Annotated in this window: 15 protein-coding genes; 4 read left to right on the top strand and 11 right to left on the bottom strand. The window is 56.8% G+C overall.

The window, feature by feature from the left end; all coding sequences use genetic code 11:
* The first annotated feature begins 368 nt into the window (after positions 1-368).
* The gene (locus ACE6ED_RS28165) at positions 369-590 is read left to right on the top strand and encodes a helix-turn-helix domain-containing protein (protein WP_410830776.1); all 222 of its coding nucleotides are present in this window, start codon (positions 369-371) and stop codon (positions 588-590) included.
* Between the two features lie 284 nt (positions 591-874).
* Here ACE6ED_RS28165 and ACE6ED_RS28170 read toward each other — a convergent pair whose 3' ends face one another.
* The 6 genes from ACE6ED_RS28170 to ACE6ED_RS28195 all read right to left on the bottom strand — a co-directional run bounded on the left by ACE6ED_RS28170 (position 875) and on the right by ACE6ED_RS28195 (position 8100).
* Positions 875-2266, bottom strand: a complete 1392-nt coding sequence (locus ACE6ED_RS28170; protein ID WP_410830777.1) for an ADP-ribosylglycohydrolase family protein — start codon at positions 2264-2266, stop codon at positions 875-877.
* A gap of 4 nt (positions 2267-2270) precedes the next feature.
* Complete coding sequence (locus ACE6ED_RS28175; RefSeq protein WP_410830778.1) at positions 2271-3221, bottom strand: nucleoside hydrolase; 951 nt, start codon at positions 3219-3221, stop codon at positions 2271-2273.
* A gap of 67 nt (positions 3222-3288) precedes the next feature.
* Entirely contained in the window at positions 3289-4227 is a 939-nt protein-coding gene (locus ACE6ED_RS28180; protein ID WP_410830779.1) for an ABC transporter permease, read from the bottom strand.
* A complete protein-coding gene (locus ACE6ED_RS28185) occupies positions 4224-5270 on the bottom strand; it encodes an ABC transporter permease (RefSeq protein WP_410830780.1) in 1047 nt (348 codons plus the stop codon). The genes ACE6ED_RS28180 and ACE6ED_RS28185 overlap by 4 nt, the downstream gene beginning before the upstream one ends.
* A complete protein-coding gene (locus ACE6ED_RS28190; protein WP_410830781.1) occupies positions 5258-6832 on the bottom strand; it encodes an ABC transporter ATP-binding protein in 1575 nt (524 codons plus the stop codon). The genes ACE6ED_RS28185 and ACE6ED_RS28190 overlap by 13 nt, the downstream gene beginning before the upstream one ends.
* A 146-nt stretch (positions 6833-6978) precedes the next feature.
* Positions 6979-8100, bottom strand: coding sequence for a BMP family ABC transporter substrate-binding protein (locus ACE6ED_RS28195; RefSeq protein ID WP_410830782.1), 1122 nt, complete (start codon positions 8098-8100; stop codon positions 6979-6981).
* 341 nt (positions 8101-8441) lie between these two features.
* Here ACE6ED_RS28195 and ACE6ED_RS28200 point away from each other — a divergent pair, with 341 nt between their 5' ends.
* The 3 genes from ACE6ED_RS28200 to ACE6ED_RS28210 all read left to right on the top strand — a co-directional run bounded on the left by ACE6ED_RS28200 (position 8442) and on the right by ACE6ED_RS28210 (position 12596).
* Positions 8442-9197, top strand: coding sequence for a helix-turn-helix domain-containing protein (locus ACE6ED_RS28200; RefSeq protein ID WP_410830783.1), 756 nt, complete (start codon positions 8442-8444; stop codon positions 9195-9197).
* Positions 9198-9612: 415 nt separating this feature from the next.
* Positions 9613-9906, top strand: a complete 294-nt coding sequence (locus ACE6ED_RS28205; RefSeq protein ID WP_410830784.1) for an ArsR/SmtB family transcription factor — start codon at positions 9613-9615, stop codon at positions 9904-9906.
* Positions 9903-12596: an FAD-dependent oxidoreductase gene (locus ACE6ED_RS28210; RefSeq protein ID WP_410830785.1), complete on the top strand. Its 2694-nt coding sequence runs from the start codon at positions 9903-9905 to the stop codon at positions 12594-12596. The genes ACE6ED_RS28205 and ACE6ED_RS28210 overlap by 4 nt, the downstream gene beginning before the upstream one ends.
* Positions 12597-13035: 439 nt before the next feature.
* On the opposite strand, the gene ACE6ED_RS28215 is transcribed toward ACE6ED_RS28210, so the two are convergent.
* The 5 genes from ACE6ED_RS28215 to ACE6ED_RS28235 form a co-directional block, all read right to left on the bottom strand.
* Positions 13036-13938 (bottom strand): aldo/keto reductase, encoded by a 903-nt coding sequence (locus tag ACE6ED_RS28215; RefSeq protein ID WP_410830786.1) that lies wholly within the window; start codon positions 13936-13938, stop codon positions 13036-13038.
* 211 nt (positions 13939-14149) lie between these two features.
* Positions 14150-15343, bottom strand: coding sequence for a Ger(x)C family spore germination protein (locus ACE6ED_RS28220; RefSeq protein ID WP_410830787.1), 1194 nt, complete (start codon positions 15341-15343; stop codon positions 14150-14152).
* A complete protein-coding gene (locus tag ACE6ED_RS28225; RefSeq protein ID WP_410830788.1) occupies positions 15340-16431 on the bottom strand; it encodes a GerAB/ArcD/ProY family transporter in 1092 nt (363 codons plus the stop codon). The genes ACE6ED_RS28220 and ACE6ED_RS28225 overlap by 4 nt, the downstream gene beginning before the upstream one ends.
* Positions 16428-18224 (bottom strand): spore germination protein, encoded by a 1797-nt coding sequence (locus tag ACE6ED_RS28230; RefSeq protein WP_410830789.1) that lies wholly within the window; start codon positions 18222-18224, stop codon positions 16428-16430. The genes ACE6ED_RS28225 and ACE6ED_RS28230 overlap by 4 nt, the downstream gene beginning before the upstream one ends.
* Before the next feature lie 254 nt (positions 18225-18478).
* Entirely contained in the window at positions 18479-18766 is a 288-nt protein-coding gene (locus ACE6ED_RS28235; protein ID WP_410830790.1) for a DUF6171 family protein, read from the bottom strand.
* Positions 18767-18772 lie beyond the last annotated feature (6 nt).

Genomic DNA, 18772 nt, shown 5'->3' on the forward strand with positions numbered 1-18772 from the left:
CCTCGTAAATAAGGGAATCTGAGTCCGTCTCTTTGCCAAAACGCTGAATAATCAGCAAATAGGCTCCCCTGAGTCCGGCAAAAAAATCATAGGGGAGGACAATGCAAAGCTGCTTCAAAACGCCTCCAAAGTTTGGAAAAGGCGAGACGGTGTTCAGGCAGGGAATGTTGTTATAACGTGGAGTTCGCACCTTCTTGTTGACATGGTTGGTCACATACCACGATCCCTAACAAGTGAGGTGTTTTTTGTCAATACAAGTAAATCTATTGAATTTTTCTTACTCACTCAAGGATCTATGCCATTTTTCCAGCTGAGAAAGTTGAGTTAATGATGATTACACCTATCCCTAATGACGGAGCTGAATCCATATGCCGATCATCATTCGCCTGGACCGGGTTCTGGCTGACCGGAAAATGCGTTTAAACGACTTGGCCGACCGTGCCGGTATCTCTAACGTCAACCTGTCCAATTTGAAGACCGGCAAAGTCAGGGCCATTCGTTTTTCTACCCTCGAAGCAATATGCGATATATTGGATTGTCAGCCGGGTGATCTGCTTGAATATAAACGGGGGGGCGGCCGGGCCAACTGAAATCAGACTGGACGAAGGAATAGCAGAAGAATAGGCCGATGAAACCGATGAAAGCGATGAAAGCCCCTGGTCCGGCGGCCGGCGATTCCGCTCTCCAGAATTATTGCCAAAAGCACCTTCCTCTTATCAAACCAACCTGATCTGCAAAAAAAAAGCGGCCCGCAAGTCATCAGCTTAATGACTTGCGGACCGCTTTTTACTTGACGCGGAAAATGATGTTGAACTTGATTTGACGCGAAACGGACGCTGGACAGGGCGAAAGGGCAACGTAATGCCCTGCAACTTTATGCCCCGGCACCCCCGCTCAGCTTCCGGAACACGCGGTAGCTGCGCTCCGCGCACGCCGAAATCGCGATCGGGTGAAATCCGATCAGATCGGCGTACAGCGTGTCGTTCAGCGGCTCCGTCCAGGACGGCGGCAGCTGCGATGCGCCCAGCTTCGCACCCATGATCGAGCCGAGCGTCGCCCCGTTGCAGTCGGTGTCCAGCCCGCCGGCCACGCCCGTAACGACGACCTTCTCGAAGTCGTCCCCGCCGTAAACGAGCGAAGCGGCGACAAGCGCGGCATTGTTAATTGTATGGACGGCATCGTAATGTCCGAAGCGCTCCCAGACCGCGGTATAGATGTCCCGCTCGGTTTTCGCCCGGCGTCCGATGTCGACCGCCTCAACGACCGCCTGCGCCAGCCGACTCGTCCGCGGTATTTCGCTTAGGCCGATTTCAACGATACGTTCGCTATCCGGTTCGGCAAAAGCGGCCGCGATCATGGCGGCGGCGAACATTTCGCCGTAAATGCCGTTTTTTACATGGGAGAATGACGCATCGCGCCAGCCCAGCTCAGCCGCCAGCTCAGGATGACCGGCAGCGCCGTAGGCGAGCCCGTCCGCGCGGATAGCCGCACCGATCCACTCCCGGTACGGGTTCAGATGCATCCGCACCCGCTCCTGCCGCTTAGGCCAATCCCCAGGCTTGTCTCCATGCAGGTGGCTTGTCTCATGGGCAAAGTTTAGGTAGGACTGGGTTTCCGCCGTACACACCTGACTATATGACAGATGCTTATGCCACAGCTTGCCGATATCCCAGGAATCCCAGTCCAGCCCCTTTTGCTCCAGCAGCAGCAGACCAAGGACCGTATACCGGATATCGTCGTCGCTCTCCATATAGGCGATGGTTTCACGGACGCTCATCGGAGACCAGTCGTTCAGCCCGAGGCCGTATTCCGCCTGCGCCCGCGAAGTTCCCGGCGTATAACCTTTGATCGGCCAGGCGTCCGCGCCCCGGAACCATAGCTCGATATTCTCCCAGCCCTGGCGGCCGTCTTTGCCGTACAGGTAATCCAGATATTCGAGCGGTTTGCCAAGCGCGCACCCGACGCTGCGGCCGAGCCAGGCGCCGTAGAACTTGTCCTTCCACTCCGCATCGCTGAAGCCGGCGCTTAACCGGCGCGGCCCCTCGGGCCGCAGGGCGCGAATCTCTTCCAGCCCGGACGGCTCTTCGTATGGAAAATCGTCCGCCGTTTCAAGCGCCATAAGCTCTCCGTACAGCTCCATCAGCGCCGTGTCGTCTTCCCCGGCGGCAGCCAGCTTTGCCGCCAAGCCTTCGGTCTGGCAGCCTTCCTCTCCGCGCTGGACCAGCTCCAGCCTGACCGTCTCGGCCAGCCGTTCCCAACCTGCCATTCGGTTACCCCCTCTCCCGGATCACCTGTTCGTCCAGCTTCTCCAGCGCGCCGAAGATCAGCGCGAGGAACGCTTCGCGGTCAACGTCCGTCAGGACGCGGACGTTTGCCGGCACGTCCGGTTTCTTCCGCCGGTCGGCAACAGTCATTCCCCGGGTCAGCTTACCCTCCGTCTCGACCCGGACGTTCAGCGTCTCCGACCGGAACAGCTCGGGCCGGAGCAGCCAGGCGATGGCGCACGGATCATGCAGCGCGCTGCCGACAAAGCCCATTTTTTTGCCGTAGATGGAATAAAAATCGAGCAGTTCGCCGACCAGTGTAGACACCGGCCCCTTCGTCTTCAGTCCGGCAATTTCGTCGTCAAAGATCGCCGCTTTATCCGTTACGTCCAGGCCGCTCATCGTAATCGGAATGCCCGAGTCGAATACGATACGCGCAGCCTCGGGATCCACGTAAATATTGAACTCAGCCGTGCGGGTTACGTTGCCGTACCCGATGCCTCCGCCCATCAGGGAAATTTCCCGGATGTTTTCTTTCACTTCCGGGTAAGCGGTCAGCAGCAAAGCGATATTGGTCAAAGGAGCGATCGGCACCAGCGTAACCGGCTCCTTGGAGGAGCGGATCCGCTCCAGCATAAACTCCACCGCGCCTTGTTCCACCGGGCGGAAGCGGCTGGCCGGCAGCACCGGGCCGTCCATGCCGGAGTCGCCGTGCGCTTCCGCTCCCGTAACAAGCGAGCCGAGCAGCGGCCCCGCCGCTCCTTTCGCCACGGGCACGTCAGCGCCCACGAAGCTGAGCAGCTTCAGCGCGTTGTCCGTAATTTTGTCCAGCACCTGGTTGCCTCCGACCGTGGTAATGCCGATCAGGTCAAGCTCGCCCGGGTGGGCCAATGCAAGCAGAATCGCGATCGCGTCGTCATGCCCCGGATCGCAGTCAATGATGATAGGTACAGCCATAGCGTTGTCGCTCCTTGTATGTTAATCACGGGACGATTGCCGTCCCGGCCGTACCGGACCCCGGGCGTTATTTGGCCGCCGAGCCCTTCAGCTTTTTGTTCTTTTTTCTCGTTTCTGACACAGCGTAGACGACCAGGCCGATCACCGTCGCCACATAAGGCAGCGTCGCAATCAGCTCCGCCGGAATCTTCAGCACCTGCAGCGCATTCGACAGCGCATCGGCCGCGCCGAACAGCAGCGAGGTCAACGCGGTGCCCACCGTTGTACTCCGGCCCATCGATTCCGCCGCGATCGCGATCCATCCCCGGCCAGCCACCATGTCACGGGTGAAAATGGACAAGTAGCCCATGGACATATACGCCCCGCCGAGCCCCGCAAAAAATCCGCTAAGCAGCAGCGCGATATATTGGGTGCGCACCACACTGACGCCAACCGACTGGGCCGCATGGGGATTTTCCCCAACCGAACGGATCCGGAGGCCAAGCGGTGTACGCTTCAGCATGTAATACACAACGATCACCGACAGAATCGACAAGTAGGTCAAGATATGATGTCCCGAAAAAATCGGCCCCAGCACCGGGATGTCCTTCAGCAGCGGAATATCGATACTTGGCAGCACTTTGCTGGGCAGCGAGGTGGACGAACCTTTGTCCCCGCTGATGAGATAAAGCAGGAAGACCGTTCCCCCCGAAGCGAACATGTTGATCGCTACACCGCCGAGAATAATATGCGTTTTGAATTTCAAGGTAAAAAAGGCCAAAACCCCCGAGATCAGCGTCCCCGCCATAACGGCGATCGCAAGCCCCGCCCACGCGCTGTGGGTATATGCACTCGCAATTACGCCAAACAGCGCCGCAACAAGCATAATGCCTTCCATCCCGATGTTGATGATGCCGGCCCGGTTGGAGATCAGCGCTCCAAGCGCGGCGAACAAAATCGGCGTCGTCACGCGCAGCACGGAAAAAGCGAAATCCGTCGTCAAAATGACATTCAGCAGCTGGTTCACGCTTCCTTCGCCTCCTTCAGCAGCATCCGGTTTTTCCAGAATTTCAGGAACTGCTCCGCGGAGATGAGCAGGATGATAACAGCTTGAATAATCGAGATCATTTCAGACGGCACGTCGGAGAGACGGGCCATCATGTCCGCGCCGATGCGAATATACGCCAGGAACAGCGCGGCTAATATGACGGACAGCGGGTTGTTTTTCGCCAACATTGCCACCAGCGCCCCATCCATCCCGTAACCCGGAAGAGCAGTCCACTGGAACCGGCTGTACATGCCCAGCACTTCGACCGAGCCGCCCATGCCGGCGATAAAACCCGCGATCAGATGCACCAGAATAATCACTTTGGCGGTCCGGATACCCGAATAGCCGGCGAACTGGCGGTTTGCGCCCGTCATGCGCAGCTCATAACCCCACTTGGTCCGGTACAGGAAAATATGGGCCAGCACGATCAGCACCAGCACGATAATCAAACCGGTGTGAATCCGCGTGCCGGGAATGATTTTGTCCAGCTGTGCAGTGGGCTGGAATTTGAACGAGACGTTGGCGAACGCCTTCGCATCCCGCAGGTGGTAATTCAGAATATACAGACCGATGCCGAACAAAATGCTGTTGAACATCAGCGACGTTACCAGCTCATTCGCATTCCACTTGGCCTTCAGAATGCCTGGAATCGCGGAGATCACCGCGCCTGTCAGCGCGCCTGCCAAAATGGCGACGGCCGGATGCAGCCAGCCGCTCATGCCCAGATGAATGGCGATAATCGAGGAAACAATACCCGAGATGTAAAAAATCCCTTCCGCGCCCAGATTAAACAGGTTGGCCCGGAACAGCAGCGATACCGCAAGCCCCGTAAACATCAGCGGAATCGCCATTTCAATGACATTACCGAGATGCCCCGTTGTCGAAATCGGTTCCCACAGGAAGATTCCAATCGTCTTAAGCGGAGCGTCGCTGACGAGCGAGATGATCAGAAAAGCCAGCACAAGCGCGATAGCGATAACAGCCGCCGTCCGGAACACTTCAAAATATTTTACTTTGAACATTGCGCGGCCCTCCCGATTTGCTCTTCGTCCTGCTGTTTGATGCCCAGCATATACAGACCCAGCTCCTCTTCGCTGAGCGAAGACGGGTCCTCGAAATAAGCGGCGAACCGCCCTTCATACATGACCAGCAAACTGTCGCTGATTTCTAAAATTTCATTGAGATCGGCCGATACAAGCACGATAGCGCTCCCCTGATCCCGCAGCGCAAGCAGCTGCTCGTGGATCAGCCTTGCCGCTCCGACGTCCACGCCCCGTGTTGGCTGTTCGGCAATAAGCAGCTTTGGCGATGTCGAGCATTCCCGCGCGACGACCACCTTCTGCATATTGCCGCCCGACAGCATGCCGATCGGCTGGGACGGCCCGGAGCAGCGCACCTTAAACGCTTCGATCAGCGAGCCGGCCAGCGCGGTAATCCGCGTGCCTTTCAGGAAGCCGCCGGACTGGATTTCCGGATCGGTATAACGGGTGGAAATCAGGTTGTCCGAAATGCTGGCGTCGGCCGCGGCACCCTGCCGCATCCGGTCTTCCGGGATGTAGGACACGCCCAGCTTCCGGATGCCGCGGATGTCGAGGTGGACGATATCCTGTCCCCGAACCGTGACGCTCCCCTTCGCGGCTGTTCCGGCCAGTCCGCCGGTCAGCGCCTGGACCAGCTCCCTTTGGCCGTTGCCTTCCACGCCCGCAATGCCGACAATTTCGCCGGCCCGGACTGTAAAATCAATGCCGTCCAGCAGCGGTTTGCCGTCCGGATCGCCTACGCCAAGGCCGCTGACCGAAAGGATCGGTTCGCCGAAATCCCGGCCCGTTTTGTCGTACTTCAGCACGACGTCGCGCCCCACCATCAGCCGGGAAATCTCCTGCTCGGTTACGTCCTTGACCTCAAACACACCTTCGCTGCGCCCGGCGCGCAGGATGGTGATCCGGTCGCAAATGGCTTTGACTTCCTTCAGCTTGTGGGAAATAAATACGATGGTATGCCCCTGCTCCTTCAGCTGCTTCAGCTCGCGGAACAGCTCTTCGGTCTCCTGCGGCGTCAGCACTGCGGTCGGCTCGTCCAGAATGAGAATCTCCGCGCCGCGCAGCAGCGCTTTGAGAATCTCTACCTTTTGCTTCATACCCACCGTCAAATCCTCGACTTTTGCCTTCGGATTTACGGCAAGATTGTATTTTCGCGCCGTCTCCTCGGTCAGCCGGATCGCTTCCGCTACATTAATGCCCGCGCCTTTGGTCGGCTCCATGCCCAGCACCATGTTCTCCGCTACGGTAAACGAAGGAACAAGCATAAAGTGCTGATGCACCATTCCGATGCCCCGGTCAATCGCATCCTGCGGCGACAGGAGCTTGACCTTTTCCCCGCGCAGCACGATGTCTCCTTCACTCGGGCTTTCCAGCCCGAACATGATTTTCATCAAGGTCGATTTGCCTGCCCCGTTTTCGCCCGCGATAGCGTGAATTTCCCCTTCGCGAAGCGAAAACGACACGTCTTTGTTAGCGACTACGCCGTTCGGATACACTTTGGTAATGCCGCGCATTTCCAGCAGAGGGCCCTGCATGGTGATCATCAACGCCTTTCGCTTAAGCTTAAATGTGCAAAAAATATACAGCCGGCCCCTCCCGGCTTTCGGGAGGGAGATCCAAGCTGCATGTGTTTCCGGTAGCCGCGAGGCCTCCGGTGATACGCGGGGGGGTTCGGGCTAACCGCCGTTTGTTACGGCTTCACGCCGTTACGGATTGCCTCAACTTCAGAGGTTTCCATGCCCATCGCGTTAGCTACGGTCACTTCTTTATTGATCAGGGCTTGCTTAACTTCTTCGACCTTTGTTTGCAGGTCGGCCGAAAGAGCCGCTTTGTAGATATCGTTGTCGGCAATGCCAACGCCGTCTTCAACGAAGCCGAGCACATCGCGTTTGCCCATTTCCAGCGAACCTTCCTGCAGCTTGGTCACGGCCCGCAGGATGGCGGAATCAATCTTTTTAATGGCAGAGGTTACGATCAGATTGGCTTTGTCAGGATCTGTACCTTTGATCAGTGTCGCCTGGTCGGAGTCAACGCCAATTGCGTATTTGTCTTTTTCCTTAGCGGCGTCAAAAATGCCGAGTCCCGTTCCGCCCGCTACGTTGAAAATCACGTCGACGCCCGAGTTGTACTGAATCAGCGACAGCTCTTTGCCTTTGGCCGGGTTGACGAAATCGCCTGCGTACGATACGGCGACTTTGATGTCCGGGTCCACATATTGTGCGCCCTGGATGTAGCCGATGAGGAAAGCGTTGATGCCGGGAATGTCCATGCCGCCGACGAAGCCAATTACCTTCTCAGGATTTGCCTTAGGCATGTCCGATTCGGAGATCAGCGCCGCTGTAGCTCCAGCCAGGAAGGATACTTCGTTTGTTGCATAAGACATGCTGTATACATTGGCCGGCGCTTCTTCGATGTCGGTGTCGTAGTTGATGAATTTTTTATCCGGGTGAGCTTCCGCGGTGGCGTTAAAAATTTCGGTGATTTCAGAACCGCCGGAGATGATTACGTCCCAGTCTTCTGCTGCAATATCATTATAAGTAGGTTCCCATTTTGTTTTGTCGGTGCCCATCTCGATGACTTTGGTTTCTGCTCCAAGGATCTCTTTTACTTTCTCCAGTCCACTGTTGGCTGCGTCAAAAAACGATTTGTCGCCCAGCGTGCCTGGAATCAGCAGGACTACCTTCATTGGGCCATCCGGAGCCGCGCTGCTCTGCGCTTCCGCTCCTTCTTTGGTGTTTGAAGCGTTGTTGCCGCATGCGGTGACGAGAACAAGCATTGCAGTAATCAGTAAAGCCAACCAGTTCTTTTTCATTTGAATCGATGCACCCCTGTTTTGTAATTGTCGAATCATGACCGCCACCTGCGCTGAAATTGACGTAATTTGTTGTATGATCTGTGTCGTCAATTGTCGGAGATGAACGCCAAAACCAAATCGCATAAGAAACCAAAATGAACAAAAACTCGATAAAAACGGACAATCGCTGTAATACACATCCATTAAACCGGTCAAAATCCGAACGAGATGGCCAGTCAGGTTGCGAATCTTCGGTTTAATTGATACGATCATAACAAATATTCAGACAAATGGTTATAGACTTTCGGTCATTATTTTGCAGGATTCGGCTAAAAGTAAATTTATTCGGGAGGTTCAGCATGGATCGCGTCCTATATATCGTCAGTGCGGAGCATGAAAAGGGTACTTACATCCCTCCGCACCAGCACGAATGCTTTGAATTGGTCTATTACCTGGAGGGCCTTGGCACCACCAACATCGGCGCGCGCAGCTATCATTTCCGGCCCGGCACCTTTGCGCTTATTCCGCCCGATCACAAGCACGACGAAAACCACAGCGAAGACGCAGCCGTTTTGTTCGTCGGGTTCAACGCCGAGTCTGCCGGACTGGCCGCTTTATCCGGCGTGTATGAAGATGACCGGGAGGAGATGGTCAGGCATACGATGCAGCGCATGAAGGAAGAATTCAGCCGCAAGCGGGAAGGCTTCGCTGAACTGATGAACTTGCAGATGAGCGAGATTACGCTCCACCTGCTGCGTCTGCTGGGTACCGGGAGCCTGCCGGTGCCGTCCGAGGACCGGATCCAATTCGTGATGAACTATATGAACGAACACTACCGGCACAAACTGTCCGTCGAGACGCTGTCGGAAATGTCGGGCTACAGCTACGATAGGTTCCGGCATATTTTTAAGGAACGTTACGGGTTGTCACCTCTGCGCTATCTTCTCCTGAAGCGGCTGGATTATGCCAAATCGCTGCTGCAGCACACCCAGATGCATATCTCTGAAATCGCCTCCGAGGCCGGTTTCGTAAACGACGCGCAGTTCTGCAATATGTTTAAACGCGAGACCGGGCAGACACCGCGCGGTTTCCGGACCGGACGCAGGCCGGGATAGGCGCAGGTGCCGCCTTTCACGGGATAGGTGCAGGAGCCGCCTCTCCCCCTGGCTTGCATTTGCCGGCGTATGCCGTCAAAACCGTATGATGTCGATTTTCACAACTGTTGTCGAAATAACACCCAATCAGATTGTGCATTTGCTGTCGAATTAAGACGATAATTATTTTCCGGGTTGACTCAAAAATCGACAGCAACTAGCTTTAGCCTGCAGGACCAAGCAAAGATTGATTCTACGGCTCATAGTTTCCTGGCTTAAGTTCACCGAAGTTAAACGGAAACAGTTTGCCGGATCAAACCGCCGAAGTTAAAGGGTTATAGCCTGCGGCAGCAATTCAATACTGACCGGTGCTTGATTTTTTAATCGCTATATCCTAATATTACGATATAACGATTATTTTAAAGGGGAACTACTCATGGATAATAACTTTAAAGCGTATAACGAAGCAGCCGAGCTGCTGAAGGCAATGGCTCACCCCGTCCGTCTATGCATCGTCCGCGGGCTGCTGACCAAAGACAGCTGCAACGTCTCCTATATGCAGGAATGTCTGGACCTGCCCCAGTCAACCGTATCCCAGCATTTGCAGAAGCTGCGCAGCATGGGCATTGTCGAAGCGGAGCGGAAAGGACTGGAGATGTATTACCGTATTGCGGATGAGCGGGTTCGCGCTCTGGTCTCCGCGGTTCTGGGCGAGGAGGGATTGAAATGAGCAAAAAAGTGCTGATCGTCGGCGGCGTCGCCGGCGGAGCCTCCGCCGCGGCCCGGCTGCGCCGGCTGGACGAGGAGGCCCACATTGTAATGTTTGAGCGCGGAGCCTACATTTCATTCGCCAACTGCGGGCTTCCCTATTATGCCGGCGGCGCGATTACGGACCGTTCCAAGCTGCTCGTTCAGACGCCGGAAGCGATGCGCCAGCGGTTTAATCTGGATGTCCGGACAGAGAGCGAAGTTACCCGGATCGACCCGGTGACCCGGACTGTCCACGTTTGCAGCCGGGAACACGGCGAGTACACGGAACTATACGACGCGCTTATCCTCTCCCCCGGCGCCAAGCCGATACGTCCGGATCTGCCGGGAATCGGCCATTCCGAAATTTATACGGTCCGGAACATTCCGGACATCGACCGGATCAAAGCCAAGGTGCAGGAGCGGTCCACCCGGAACGCGGTTGTAATTGGCGGCGGTTTTATCGGTGTGGAGATGGCCGAAAATCTGAAGGAAGCGGGCCTTGAAGTTACACTGGTGGAAGGCGGCCCCCAGCTGCTTGCGCCGTTCGATCCGGAGATGGCCGGGATCGTAGCTAAAGAATTGGAGCAGCAGGGCGTCCGGCTTGTTTTATCCCAAACGGCGGATTCGTTTGCGGACAAGGCGGGACAAGTTGAACTCCGGCTGGGCGGCGGTGAATTGCTGACGGCCGACATGGTGATCCTCGCGATTGGCGTTATGCCCGACACTGAATTTTTACGGGACAGCGGGCTTGAGCTCGGTCCTCGCGGCCACATTCGAGTCAATGAGCGGATGGAGACGAATCTGGAAAATGTCTATGCGGTAGGCGATGCCGTTGAAGTAACGGATTTCGTTAGCGGAACCAAGACGGCTGTGCCGCTGGCGGGTCCCGCGAACAAGCAGGGCCGGATCGCCGCCGATAATGTCTGCGGGCTCGGTACGGTCTATAAAGGAACGCAGGGCACCTCGATCATAAAAGTGTTTGGCCTGACGGGCGCGGCGACCGGCAGCAGCGAAAAAACGCTGAAACGCCTGAATCTGCCTTACCATGTCTCTTATGTACATCCGGGGTCACACGCCGGTTATTATCCCGGCGCCGTTCCGATGACGATCAAGCTGCTGTTCGCTCCGGACGGCACCCTGCTTGGCGCTCAGGCTGCCGGTTACCAAGGCGTTGACAAACGGATCGACGACATCGCGGCTGTTATCCGTTTCCGGGGCTCGGTCACCGATTTGACGGAACTGGAGCTGGCTTACGCTCCTCCCTACTCTTCCGCAAAAGATCCGGTGAATATGGCGGGCTACGCGGCCGAGAATATTACAGCGGGCAGAGTGCAGGTGTACGTGCCGTCCGCTCTGGCGTCACGCGATGCCGGATCGGCCCTGCTGGTCGATGTCCGTTCGGCGCTGGAGCACGGCAGCGGGCATATTCCCGGTTCGGTGAATATCCCGGTTGATGAGCTTCGCTCCCGGCTAAACGAACTTGATCCGGACCGGGAGATCTGGGTGTACTGTCAGGTAGGGCTGCGCGGGTACACCGCGGCGCGGATTCTGGCGCAAAAAGGGTACCGTGTGCGCAATCTGACCGGCGGCTACAAAACCTACCAGCACTTCGCTTACCAGCCAGGGGCCTCCTTGCCTGGAGGGGTAGACGGTACGGGCAGCTTGAATGCTGGAGCCGATAATGCAGCAGATACTGCTGCAGGAGGTACTGCTGCATTATCGGCTGATTCAGGTGCCTCCCATGCAGGCAGTCCCTATGCGAACAGCGGCCATCCGGTCGGCCTCTACCAGAACGGCTCCACAGCAGGCGAATCCGCCCGGCTGTACCGGGAGGAAGCCGCCCCGGCGAAAGTAGCTGCGGCTCCCCTTGACCGGGCACAACCGCAGATTGATGCCGAACTGGATGCCTGCGGGCTCAGCTGCCCGGGGCCGCTCATCCGGCTGAAGCAGGAGATGGACCGGCTGGAAGCGGGCGGGACGCTGCGTGTCACCGCTTCCGATCCGGGCTTCTACGAGGATGTCCGCGCATGGGCGAATATGTCCGGGGCCAGACTGTACAGCGTCAATAAGACAGCGGCAGGGCTGGTCGAGGCGGTAGTCGGTAAAGCTGCGTCCGGAACCGAAGCACAAGCCGCAGACCAGCCGCCGTCTCCGTTACGCGAGACGGATGCCGCCCCTATTGTGCCGCCCGCCAAAGCGGACGATGGAAGCACCATGATTGTCTTCAGCGGCGACTTGGACAAAGCGATCGCCTCTTTCATTTTGGCGACAGGAGCCGCGGCCAGCGGAAAAAAAGTAACGATGTTCTTCACCTTCTGGGGACTAAACGTCATCCGCAAGCCGGTGAAGGTACCGGCAGCCAAAAGCTTTATGGGCCGCATGTTCGGCGCCATGATGCCGCGCGGCAGCCGCAAACTCCAGCTCTCCCGCATGAACATGCTGGGACTTGGCTCGCATATGATCCGCGGGGTGATGAACAGCCGCGGCATTTCCTCCTTGGAGGAGCTGATTGATACCGCTGGCGGCTTAGGAGTAGAAATGGTAGCCTGCCAGATGTCCATGGACGTGATGGGGATTACCAGAGAAGAACTGCTGGATGGGGTAAAAGTCGCTGGCGTCGGCTACTACCTCGGCCAGGCCGACCAGTCTGGAATCAATTTGTTTATTTAATTTTTAGCCGCTTTAGCCCTATTTGGAGCGGCGGACCTGATCGTTTCAGGTTCGCCGGCTTCCAAATAGGGCTGTTTGTTGTCTGGCCGGTAGCTGTTTCGTTATCTGACAGGCGGCTTCTCTGCTTCTTGCAGCGAAGTCCATCCAGCCCTTCCGCCGGAACGGCTGGTCCCCCCTTCGCCTATACGGCGCTATGCCTCAGGCGCGTCCTTGCTGCGGCAGGGCTGGTCCCCGCCTGCCAAGACCTGCGCCTGCCCCAAGCCGCTTGGCTGGACTGGCCCCCACCGTTGTTATTGGCGCCTTGCCACGGTACACTCTTGCCGCAGTAAGGCTGGGCCTCACCGCATTACGGGGACCCTGCCCCCAGGCCAGCCTTCCTGCAGTGCCGGCATTTTTTGCTCCGTCCGCCGTCCCACTCACGTTTCCCCCCGCTGCTCTCCTACCGGTGCTGCGTATACTTGTTCGCCGGCACGGCGGCGCGCACCGCGGCCAGCTCTTCCGGCGTCAGGGGGCTCCCGGCTGCCTGCGCCACATTGGTGCGCAGCTGTTCTACCGAGCTCGCTCCAGCCGCTACGGCCGCTACAGCCGGCGAAGCCAGCACGTATTTGAGCGCCGTCTCGTTCAGCGGCCGGTCAGCCGCTTTTTTTAAACGCGTCCGCAGCTCACGCAGCTCCGCTTCATCCCGTCCAAGATAACCTTTGGCCAGCTTGGCTTCTCCTTCTTCTGTCAGCGCCCCGCCTGCTACTGCTCCGCGGACGATGGCACTGATGCCTTTTGCCTCAAGAAGCGGCAGCACTTCCTCTTCGGGACGCCGGTCGAACAGGCTGTATTGGCTCATTACGCTGACGATATTCGACCGTGCCGCATACTCCCGGATCACATTGGGGCGGATGGAAGAAATCCCGTAATACCGGATAACGCCCTCCCGCTGCAGCTGCTCGAACGCCTCGATCGTTTCGTCGATGTTATCCTCCAGCGTGCCGCCATGAAGCTGATACAAGTCGATATAATCCGTCCCAAGCCGCTTCAGGCTGTCCTTTACCGCTGACAAAATATAAGCTTTTGACGCATCCCATACCCATCCTTCTTGGCCGGGAACTCGCCGGTTGCCAACCTTTGTCGCCAGGACGACCTGCTCCCTCCGCCCTTGGATAGCCCGTCCGACCAGCTCCTCATTGCGCCCGGCGTCGTAGAGATCGGCTGTATCAAGCAGGTTCACGCCTTTGTCCAGCGCTTCGTGAATAATCCGAACGGCCGTCGTCTCTTCCGTGCCGATCGACATACAGCCGAGAGCGATTTCGCTTACCTGAAGATTGGATTGTCCAATAGTGCTCCTCTTCATACGGTCCCTCCCTATAAATAGCCTTTATCGCATATCCGCAGCTTGCCTCATCCGTAACCTGCCTCTGCCTGGGTGCCGCGGCATGGATATCGTAATATAGCTGCTGCCTGAATGGACAAGCTGTGCTGACTGCTGACTACAAGTATACACGAAAGACAGCCGCCGCTTAAATGAGCGGAAAAAGCCAGGCAGCAGGATTGTTTGGACGCCGTTAATCGATATCACGTTTGGTAGCGCCGTATTCTTCAATGTTCAATCTAACCTCATAGGTAACCTTGGCCCTGCTGAATCGTTCGTCCCAATCCCCCTTGATTTTACGCCATACGGCGGGGTGCTGAATGCGCATATAATCCCCGAATCCAAGAGCGTCGACCCGGTATTCACGCTGCAGCTTGGTTAGCGTTGCCTTAGCTAAAGCGCGCACTTTAGCCTCGAAGGCCACCTTTTCGCGTTCAAGCAGGGCTTCGTTGTATTCCTCGCCGGCCAGAAAAGACTCCGCCAGCCGCCCGTCCGACTCCATTTTGACATGAAAAGACACTTCTTCCCCCTGAACCGCGGCTACGATTTTGCTCTTCATAAATTTAATTTCATAAGATATCATATTCCCGGACTTTGGATCGGTGGTTTGAACGACGCCCCCTTTTCCTCTCCCGGTTAACCACACCGCTCCTTCCAGCTCCTCTTCATTCAGGAATCCGCGCAGCTTGCCCGTCGCGCCTTCGATTACCGCCGCTCCGGCAAATTTATTCTCCTTGTTGCCGGGAGCCACCGCCTGCAGCAGAAAGCTTTGTTTGGTATGGAGCGGTCCGGTGATTTTGCCCAAAGAGACCGGCTCCCAAATCCGGTTCGTACGGTTACGGTTGTCAAAGGTGTCGACCAGAACAAAGGCGGGGATCTCGCCGGGAAGCGCCCGTTCGAACACATCCCGGGCACGGCCGCGGCTCACCGCAAAGATGACGCTGGGCCGGATATCGTTATCCCGGCTGAAGAAATCGATTAGATCCGACAGGCTGAGTTTACGTGCCAGCCTTTCTCCGATGACAATCACCTTAAGATGATGGGCGATCGGTTGACGGGCGCTCCGGAGTGCCAGTTCCCGGACATTACGTATCAATGATTCGCCGCTTTCTGTTGCATTATAGTAACTGGTGACGGAGTTTCCGGAAGTACCCGATTTCTTCGAGCTTTGAAGCAAAAGAAACTGATAGGTGCTGTCCACCAGATCGGGTTCCGGAACGGAACCGCCTTCTTGAATCAGCCGCTTTTCAGATTCGGTTCGTTCCCCGCTGTCCAGCGCCAGACCCACCTGCAGATTCAAGTCCTCAATCGCCGCGCTGCTCCAGCAGCCTGTAAGCAGCGTCAAAGCCAGCAATCCTAGTCCCGCTTTTCTCCGTTTCCGGCTCATGATGTCTTTACCTTTCTTATGCGGGCCACCAGTAACAGGATGACCGGCAGCAGACCGAACAGGTAAATCATCGTATTGCCGAGAACATCCCCGAGACCAAACACATGATTTAAACTTCGTGGCAGCGAAGCGGTCAAAAAGACGAGCGGGAGCAGCCCGTACAGCCAGCGCTGCGGCCGGGTTCCGGACATCTGGGCAGCCCCGTAGGCGGCGGCGTAAAACGAGATGCAGAAAGTGCAAAAAATCTGCATACACCAGATGGCCAGCAGCAGCGATTCAAACCGCTCGAACAGCAGATACTCTACCTCAAAGCTTCGGATTGCGTCCAGGAAGGGCCAGGTTCGAGTCAACACCCCGTTAACGGAAAATGCCCCCACCGTTACGAAATAGGCCACCAAATAAAAAATCCCCGAGATACCCACCCCGAACGCAACAGCTTTCGAAGCATTTCTCGGTCTCAGCATGAACGGTGTAAGGAACAGCATAATCTCTCCCGCCGTGAACGTAAGGGCTGTAGGCTTCACAGCCTTCAGCACTGGAAGCAGGCCTTCCCCAAGTACAGGGCGGAGATTGTTTAAATCAAACACCTCCAGAGTAAGCAGGCAGACCAGTAAAAAGATACTCCATGTGAACACTACGATGAACTGGCACAGGCGGGCGATGCCGCTCATTCCGCCCAGACAGAGATACAGCGCAATCCACAAAAAAGAAAAATTGATGGCCCAGACCGGTGTCCCCTCCAAAAGAAAAAACTGGACCACCTCCTGCAGCGTTCGCAGCTCAAAGGCGGCGATCCCGATAAAAAAAAGCGCGATCACCGTCCCAAGGATATAGCCCAGCGGACGGCCAAGCAGTACGGCCGCGTATTGATAGATCGTCTGTCCCGGAAACTTCCGCCCGAGCCGGGTGATGATAAGACCTGCCGCAAGCGAGGCCGCTCCGCCGACCAAAATGGAAATCCATCCGTCGGGCGTCTTGGCTGCCTCGGAAATAGTTCGCGGCAGCGTCAAAACACCAACCGCCAGCACGTAATTCACGTACACAATGACCGTTTGCATCGTCGAAATTTGATCTTCCGTCCTGCTCACGAGCTTCCTCCTCCTTCCGGTTTTCCTCCGCCTTTGCGGATCCGGGTCTTCGGTTTCATCATGGTCGGCCTGTGTTTCATCAGCTGCAGCGGAAAACGGATGGCAAAGTCCTTAAGGTCCTTCAGTTCCCCAGGAACAGAAAATCCGGCGAACTGCACGCCGAAGCTCTTCAGCTTCATGACATGACTGATTAACAGCAGGAAAAACAGGATCACCCCGTAAAGTCCAAGCACAGCCGCAAAAAACATCGCGATGAAGCGTAGCGCCCGCAGCGTAATACCGGCGCTGTACATTGGAATGGCAAACGACGAAATAGCGGTTACCGCCACCACAATAACGAGAATGGGACTCACGATTCCGGCTTCAACAGCCGCCTGCCCGATAATAAGACCCCCGACGATGCCCATCGCAGGCCCGATCGGTTTCGGCAGCCGCAGACCGGCTTCCCTCAATATTTCAATAGCGAACTCCATGATAAGCGCCTCGACCAGGGTTGGGAACGGAACGCCTTGCCTGGAGCTGGCAATGGACATCACCAGCTTGGTCGGAATCAAGCCCGGATGAAAGGAAAGAAACGAGATATAAAGCGCAGGCACAAAAAGCGACGCCGTTGCTGCGATAAAACGCAGCAGCCGGAGAAGCGTGCCGGGAATCCAGCGCTCGAAATAATCCTCCGGCGACTGAAGCAGCATCCCGAAGGTCACTGGCGCCAGCAGCGCAAACGGCGTTCCATCCAAGAGTATGCAGGCCCGTCCTTCCAGCAGCGCCGCCATGACACGGTCCGGACGCTCTGTATTCTGCAGCTGCTGGAACGGACTGAGGAAATTGTCTTCGATCAACTGCTCCACATAACCGGATTCCTGGGCGTCGTCGATGTCGATGGTTCCGATCCGCCGTTCAATTTCCTGGATTAGCTCGGGGTCCGCGACATCCCGCATATAAATCAGCATCATTTCTTTTTTGATCCGGCGGCCCACGGTATAGGAACGCATAGCCAACTCGGTCGTCTGCCCGTGTCTTCGCAGCAGGGCTGTGTTATCGCTAAGCGTTTCAGTGAAGCCGACGCGGGGTCCGCGCAGCAGCGCTTCCGAGATCGGCTCCTCTACCCCCCGTTTCTGGCCGCGGGCTGTCCCGAGAACGATAGCTTCCGGGAGACTATCCAGCAACAGGACGGTTGAACCAAACAGCACTTTCTCGAGCACGTCGCCCATCCGGGCCGCGTCGGCCACTTCGGCCACCTGAAGCACCCGTTCTGTAACAATTAGTTTTAAATCCGCGGGGGACAGCGCGGCTTCCAGCTTCTGAAAGGGATGGAGCGTGGTAAGCAGCGGCCTGAGGATGTTCTCATCCATTGCGATCTTGTCGGTCAATCCGTCCACGAACAGCAGCGCAACGCGGATATCGATCCCGCCAAGCCGGATTTCCCTTATATTCACATCCGCCATATCGGCGCTGATCTCACGAAAAACATTCAGATCTTCTCCGTAATGGCCGGTTACTGGTTTGCCTGCGAGAGCTTCTCGGGACCGGTTCGGCGACGAGGCGGCTGAGAAGGTCTGCCCAGGCGGCTTGTTCTTGTCTTCCGCCGTTCCCCGCTTCGCCGGATCACCGCCCTTCCTGCCTTCATGCCCGGACGTCCCAGTGCCTTGGTGCCCCGTTCGTCCGCCCCGCCGGGTTGATCGTCCTTCCGCCGCCCGCAGCCGTTCGAACAGAACGGTCAGAACGATGGGAACGGCCAGAAGGATCAGTGCTTCCGCCACCAAACTCCATCTGAAATTTAATGCTTGAAACAAGCCGCCCGCCTCCCCGCTTCTGTCGATTCCGCTTATTTTTTTCCAGTTCCTCTTATTTCATTCATATCAAAAAGAGGGACTGCCATAAAGCCGTATACCGGCTCTGGCAGTCCCTCCGTTTTCTATTAAATATTTCGCTCCCGCTTTCGCGGCATGCCCCACACTAATGACCTGTCAACTGTCATACCGCAGCGGCCGTTTCGCTAAACCGGCAGAAGGATATAAGGGCCGTGTATAGCTGAACCAAAAGAGATTTATTTCGTTGCATGAAACGAACTCCAGCGTCCCCCGCCCGGCAGCGGGCAGCCCCGCTCTTTCAGCTTGGCGACCACCGGGATGATGCAGCCGCAGACCCGGCAGGTTGCGCCGCCCTCCAGCTTCGGACAGCTGCCGCAGAGCCGCAGCCGCTCCTCATAGACTTCATCCGGCACACAGCGGTCCGCCGAGAACATGGAGGAGCGGAGCAGCCGCTCCATCTGCGCATCGGTTACCTTGTACCCGTCCCTGCAGCCTTTGCAGTCCGGCTGTTCCGGCATGGCCATGGCTAT

Source organism: Paenibacillus nanchangensis (assembly GCF_046543445.1).
In the GTDB taxonomy this organism is placed as follows: domain Bacteria; phylum Bacillota; class Bacilli; order Paenibacillales; family Paenibacillaceae; genus Paenibacillus_AQ; species Paenibacillus_AQ nanchangensis.

Excerpts from the sequence above, each read along its gene's own strand:
- ACE6ED_RS28200 (WP_410830783.1), top strand. The coding sequence starts at position 8,442 with ATGGATCGCGTCCTATATATCGTCAGTGCGGAGCATGAAAAGGGTACT.
- ACE6ED_RS28190 (WP_410830781.1), bottom strand. The coding sequence starts at position 6,832 with ATGATCACCATGCAGGGCCCTCTGCTGGAAATGCGCGGCATTACCAAA.
- ACE6ED_RS28170 (WP_410830777.1), bottom strand. The coding sequence starts at position 2,266 with ATGGCAGGTTGGGAACGGCTGGCCGAGACGGTCAGGCTGGAGCTGGTC.
- ACE6ED_RS28220 (WP_410830787.1), bottom strand. The coding sequence starts at position 15,343 with ATGAGCCGGAAACGGAGAAAAGCGGGACTAGGATTGCTGGCTTTGACG.
- ACE6ED_RS28185 (WP_410830780.1), bottom strand. The coding sequence starts at position 5,270 with ATGTTCAAAGTAAAATATTTTGAAGTGTTCCGGACGGCGGCTGTTATC.
- ACE6ED_RS28175 (WP_410830778.1), bottom strand. The coding sequence starts at position 3,221 with ATGGCTGTACCTATCATCATTGACTGCGATCCGGGGCATGACGACGCG.
- ACE6ED_RS28165 (WP_410830776.1), top strand. The coding sequence starts at position 369 with ATGCCGATCATCATTCGCCTGGACCGGGTTCTGGCTGACCGGAAAATG.
- ACE6ED_RS28215 (WP_410830786.1), bottom strand. The coding sequence starts at position 13,938 with ATGAAGAGGAGCACTATTGGACAATCCAATCTTCAGGTAAGCGAAATC.
- ACE6ED_RS28205 (WP_410830784.1), top strand. The coding sequence starts at position 9,613 with ATGGATAATAACTTTAAAGCGTATAACGAAGCAGCCGAGCTGCTGAAG.
- ACE6ED_RS28235 (WP_410830790.1), bottom strand. The coding sequence starts at position 18,766 with ATGGCCATGCCGGAACAGCCGGACTGCAAAGGCTGCAGGGACGGGTAC.
- ACE6ED_RS28195 (WP_410830782.1), bottom strand. The coding sequence starts at position 8,100 with ATGAAAAAGAACTGGTTGGCTTTACTGATTACTGCAATGCTTGTTCTC.
- ACE6ED_RS28210 (WP_410830785.1), top strand. The coding sequence starts at position 9,903 with ATGAGCAAAAAAGTGCTGATCGTCGGCGGCGTCGCCGGCGGAGCCTCC.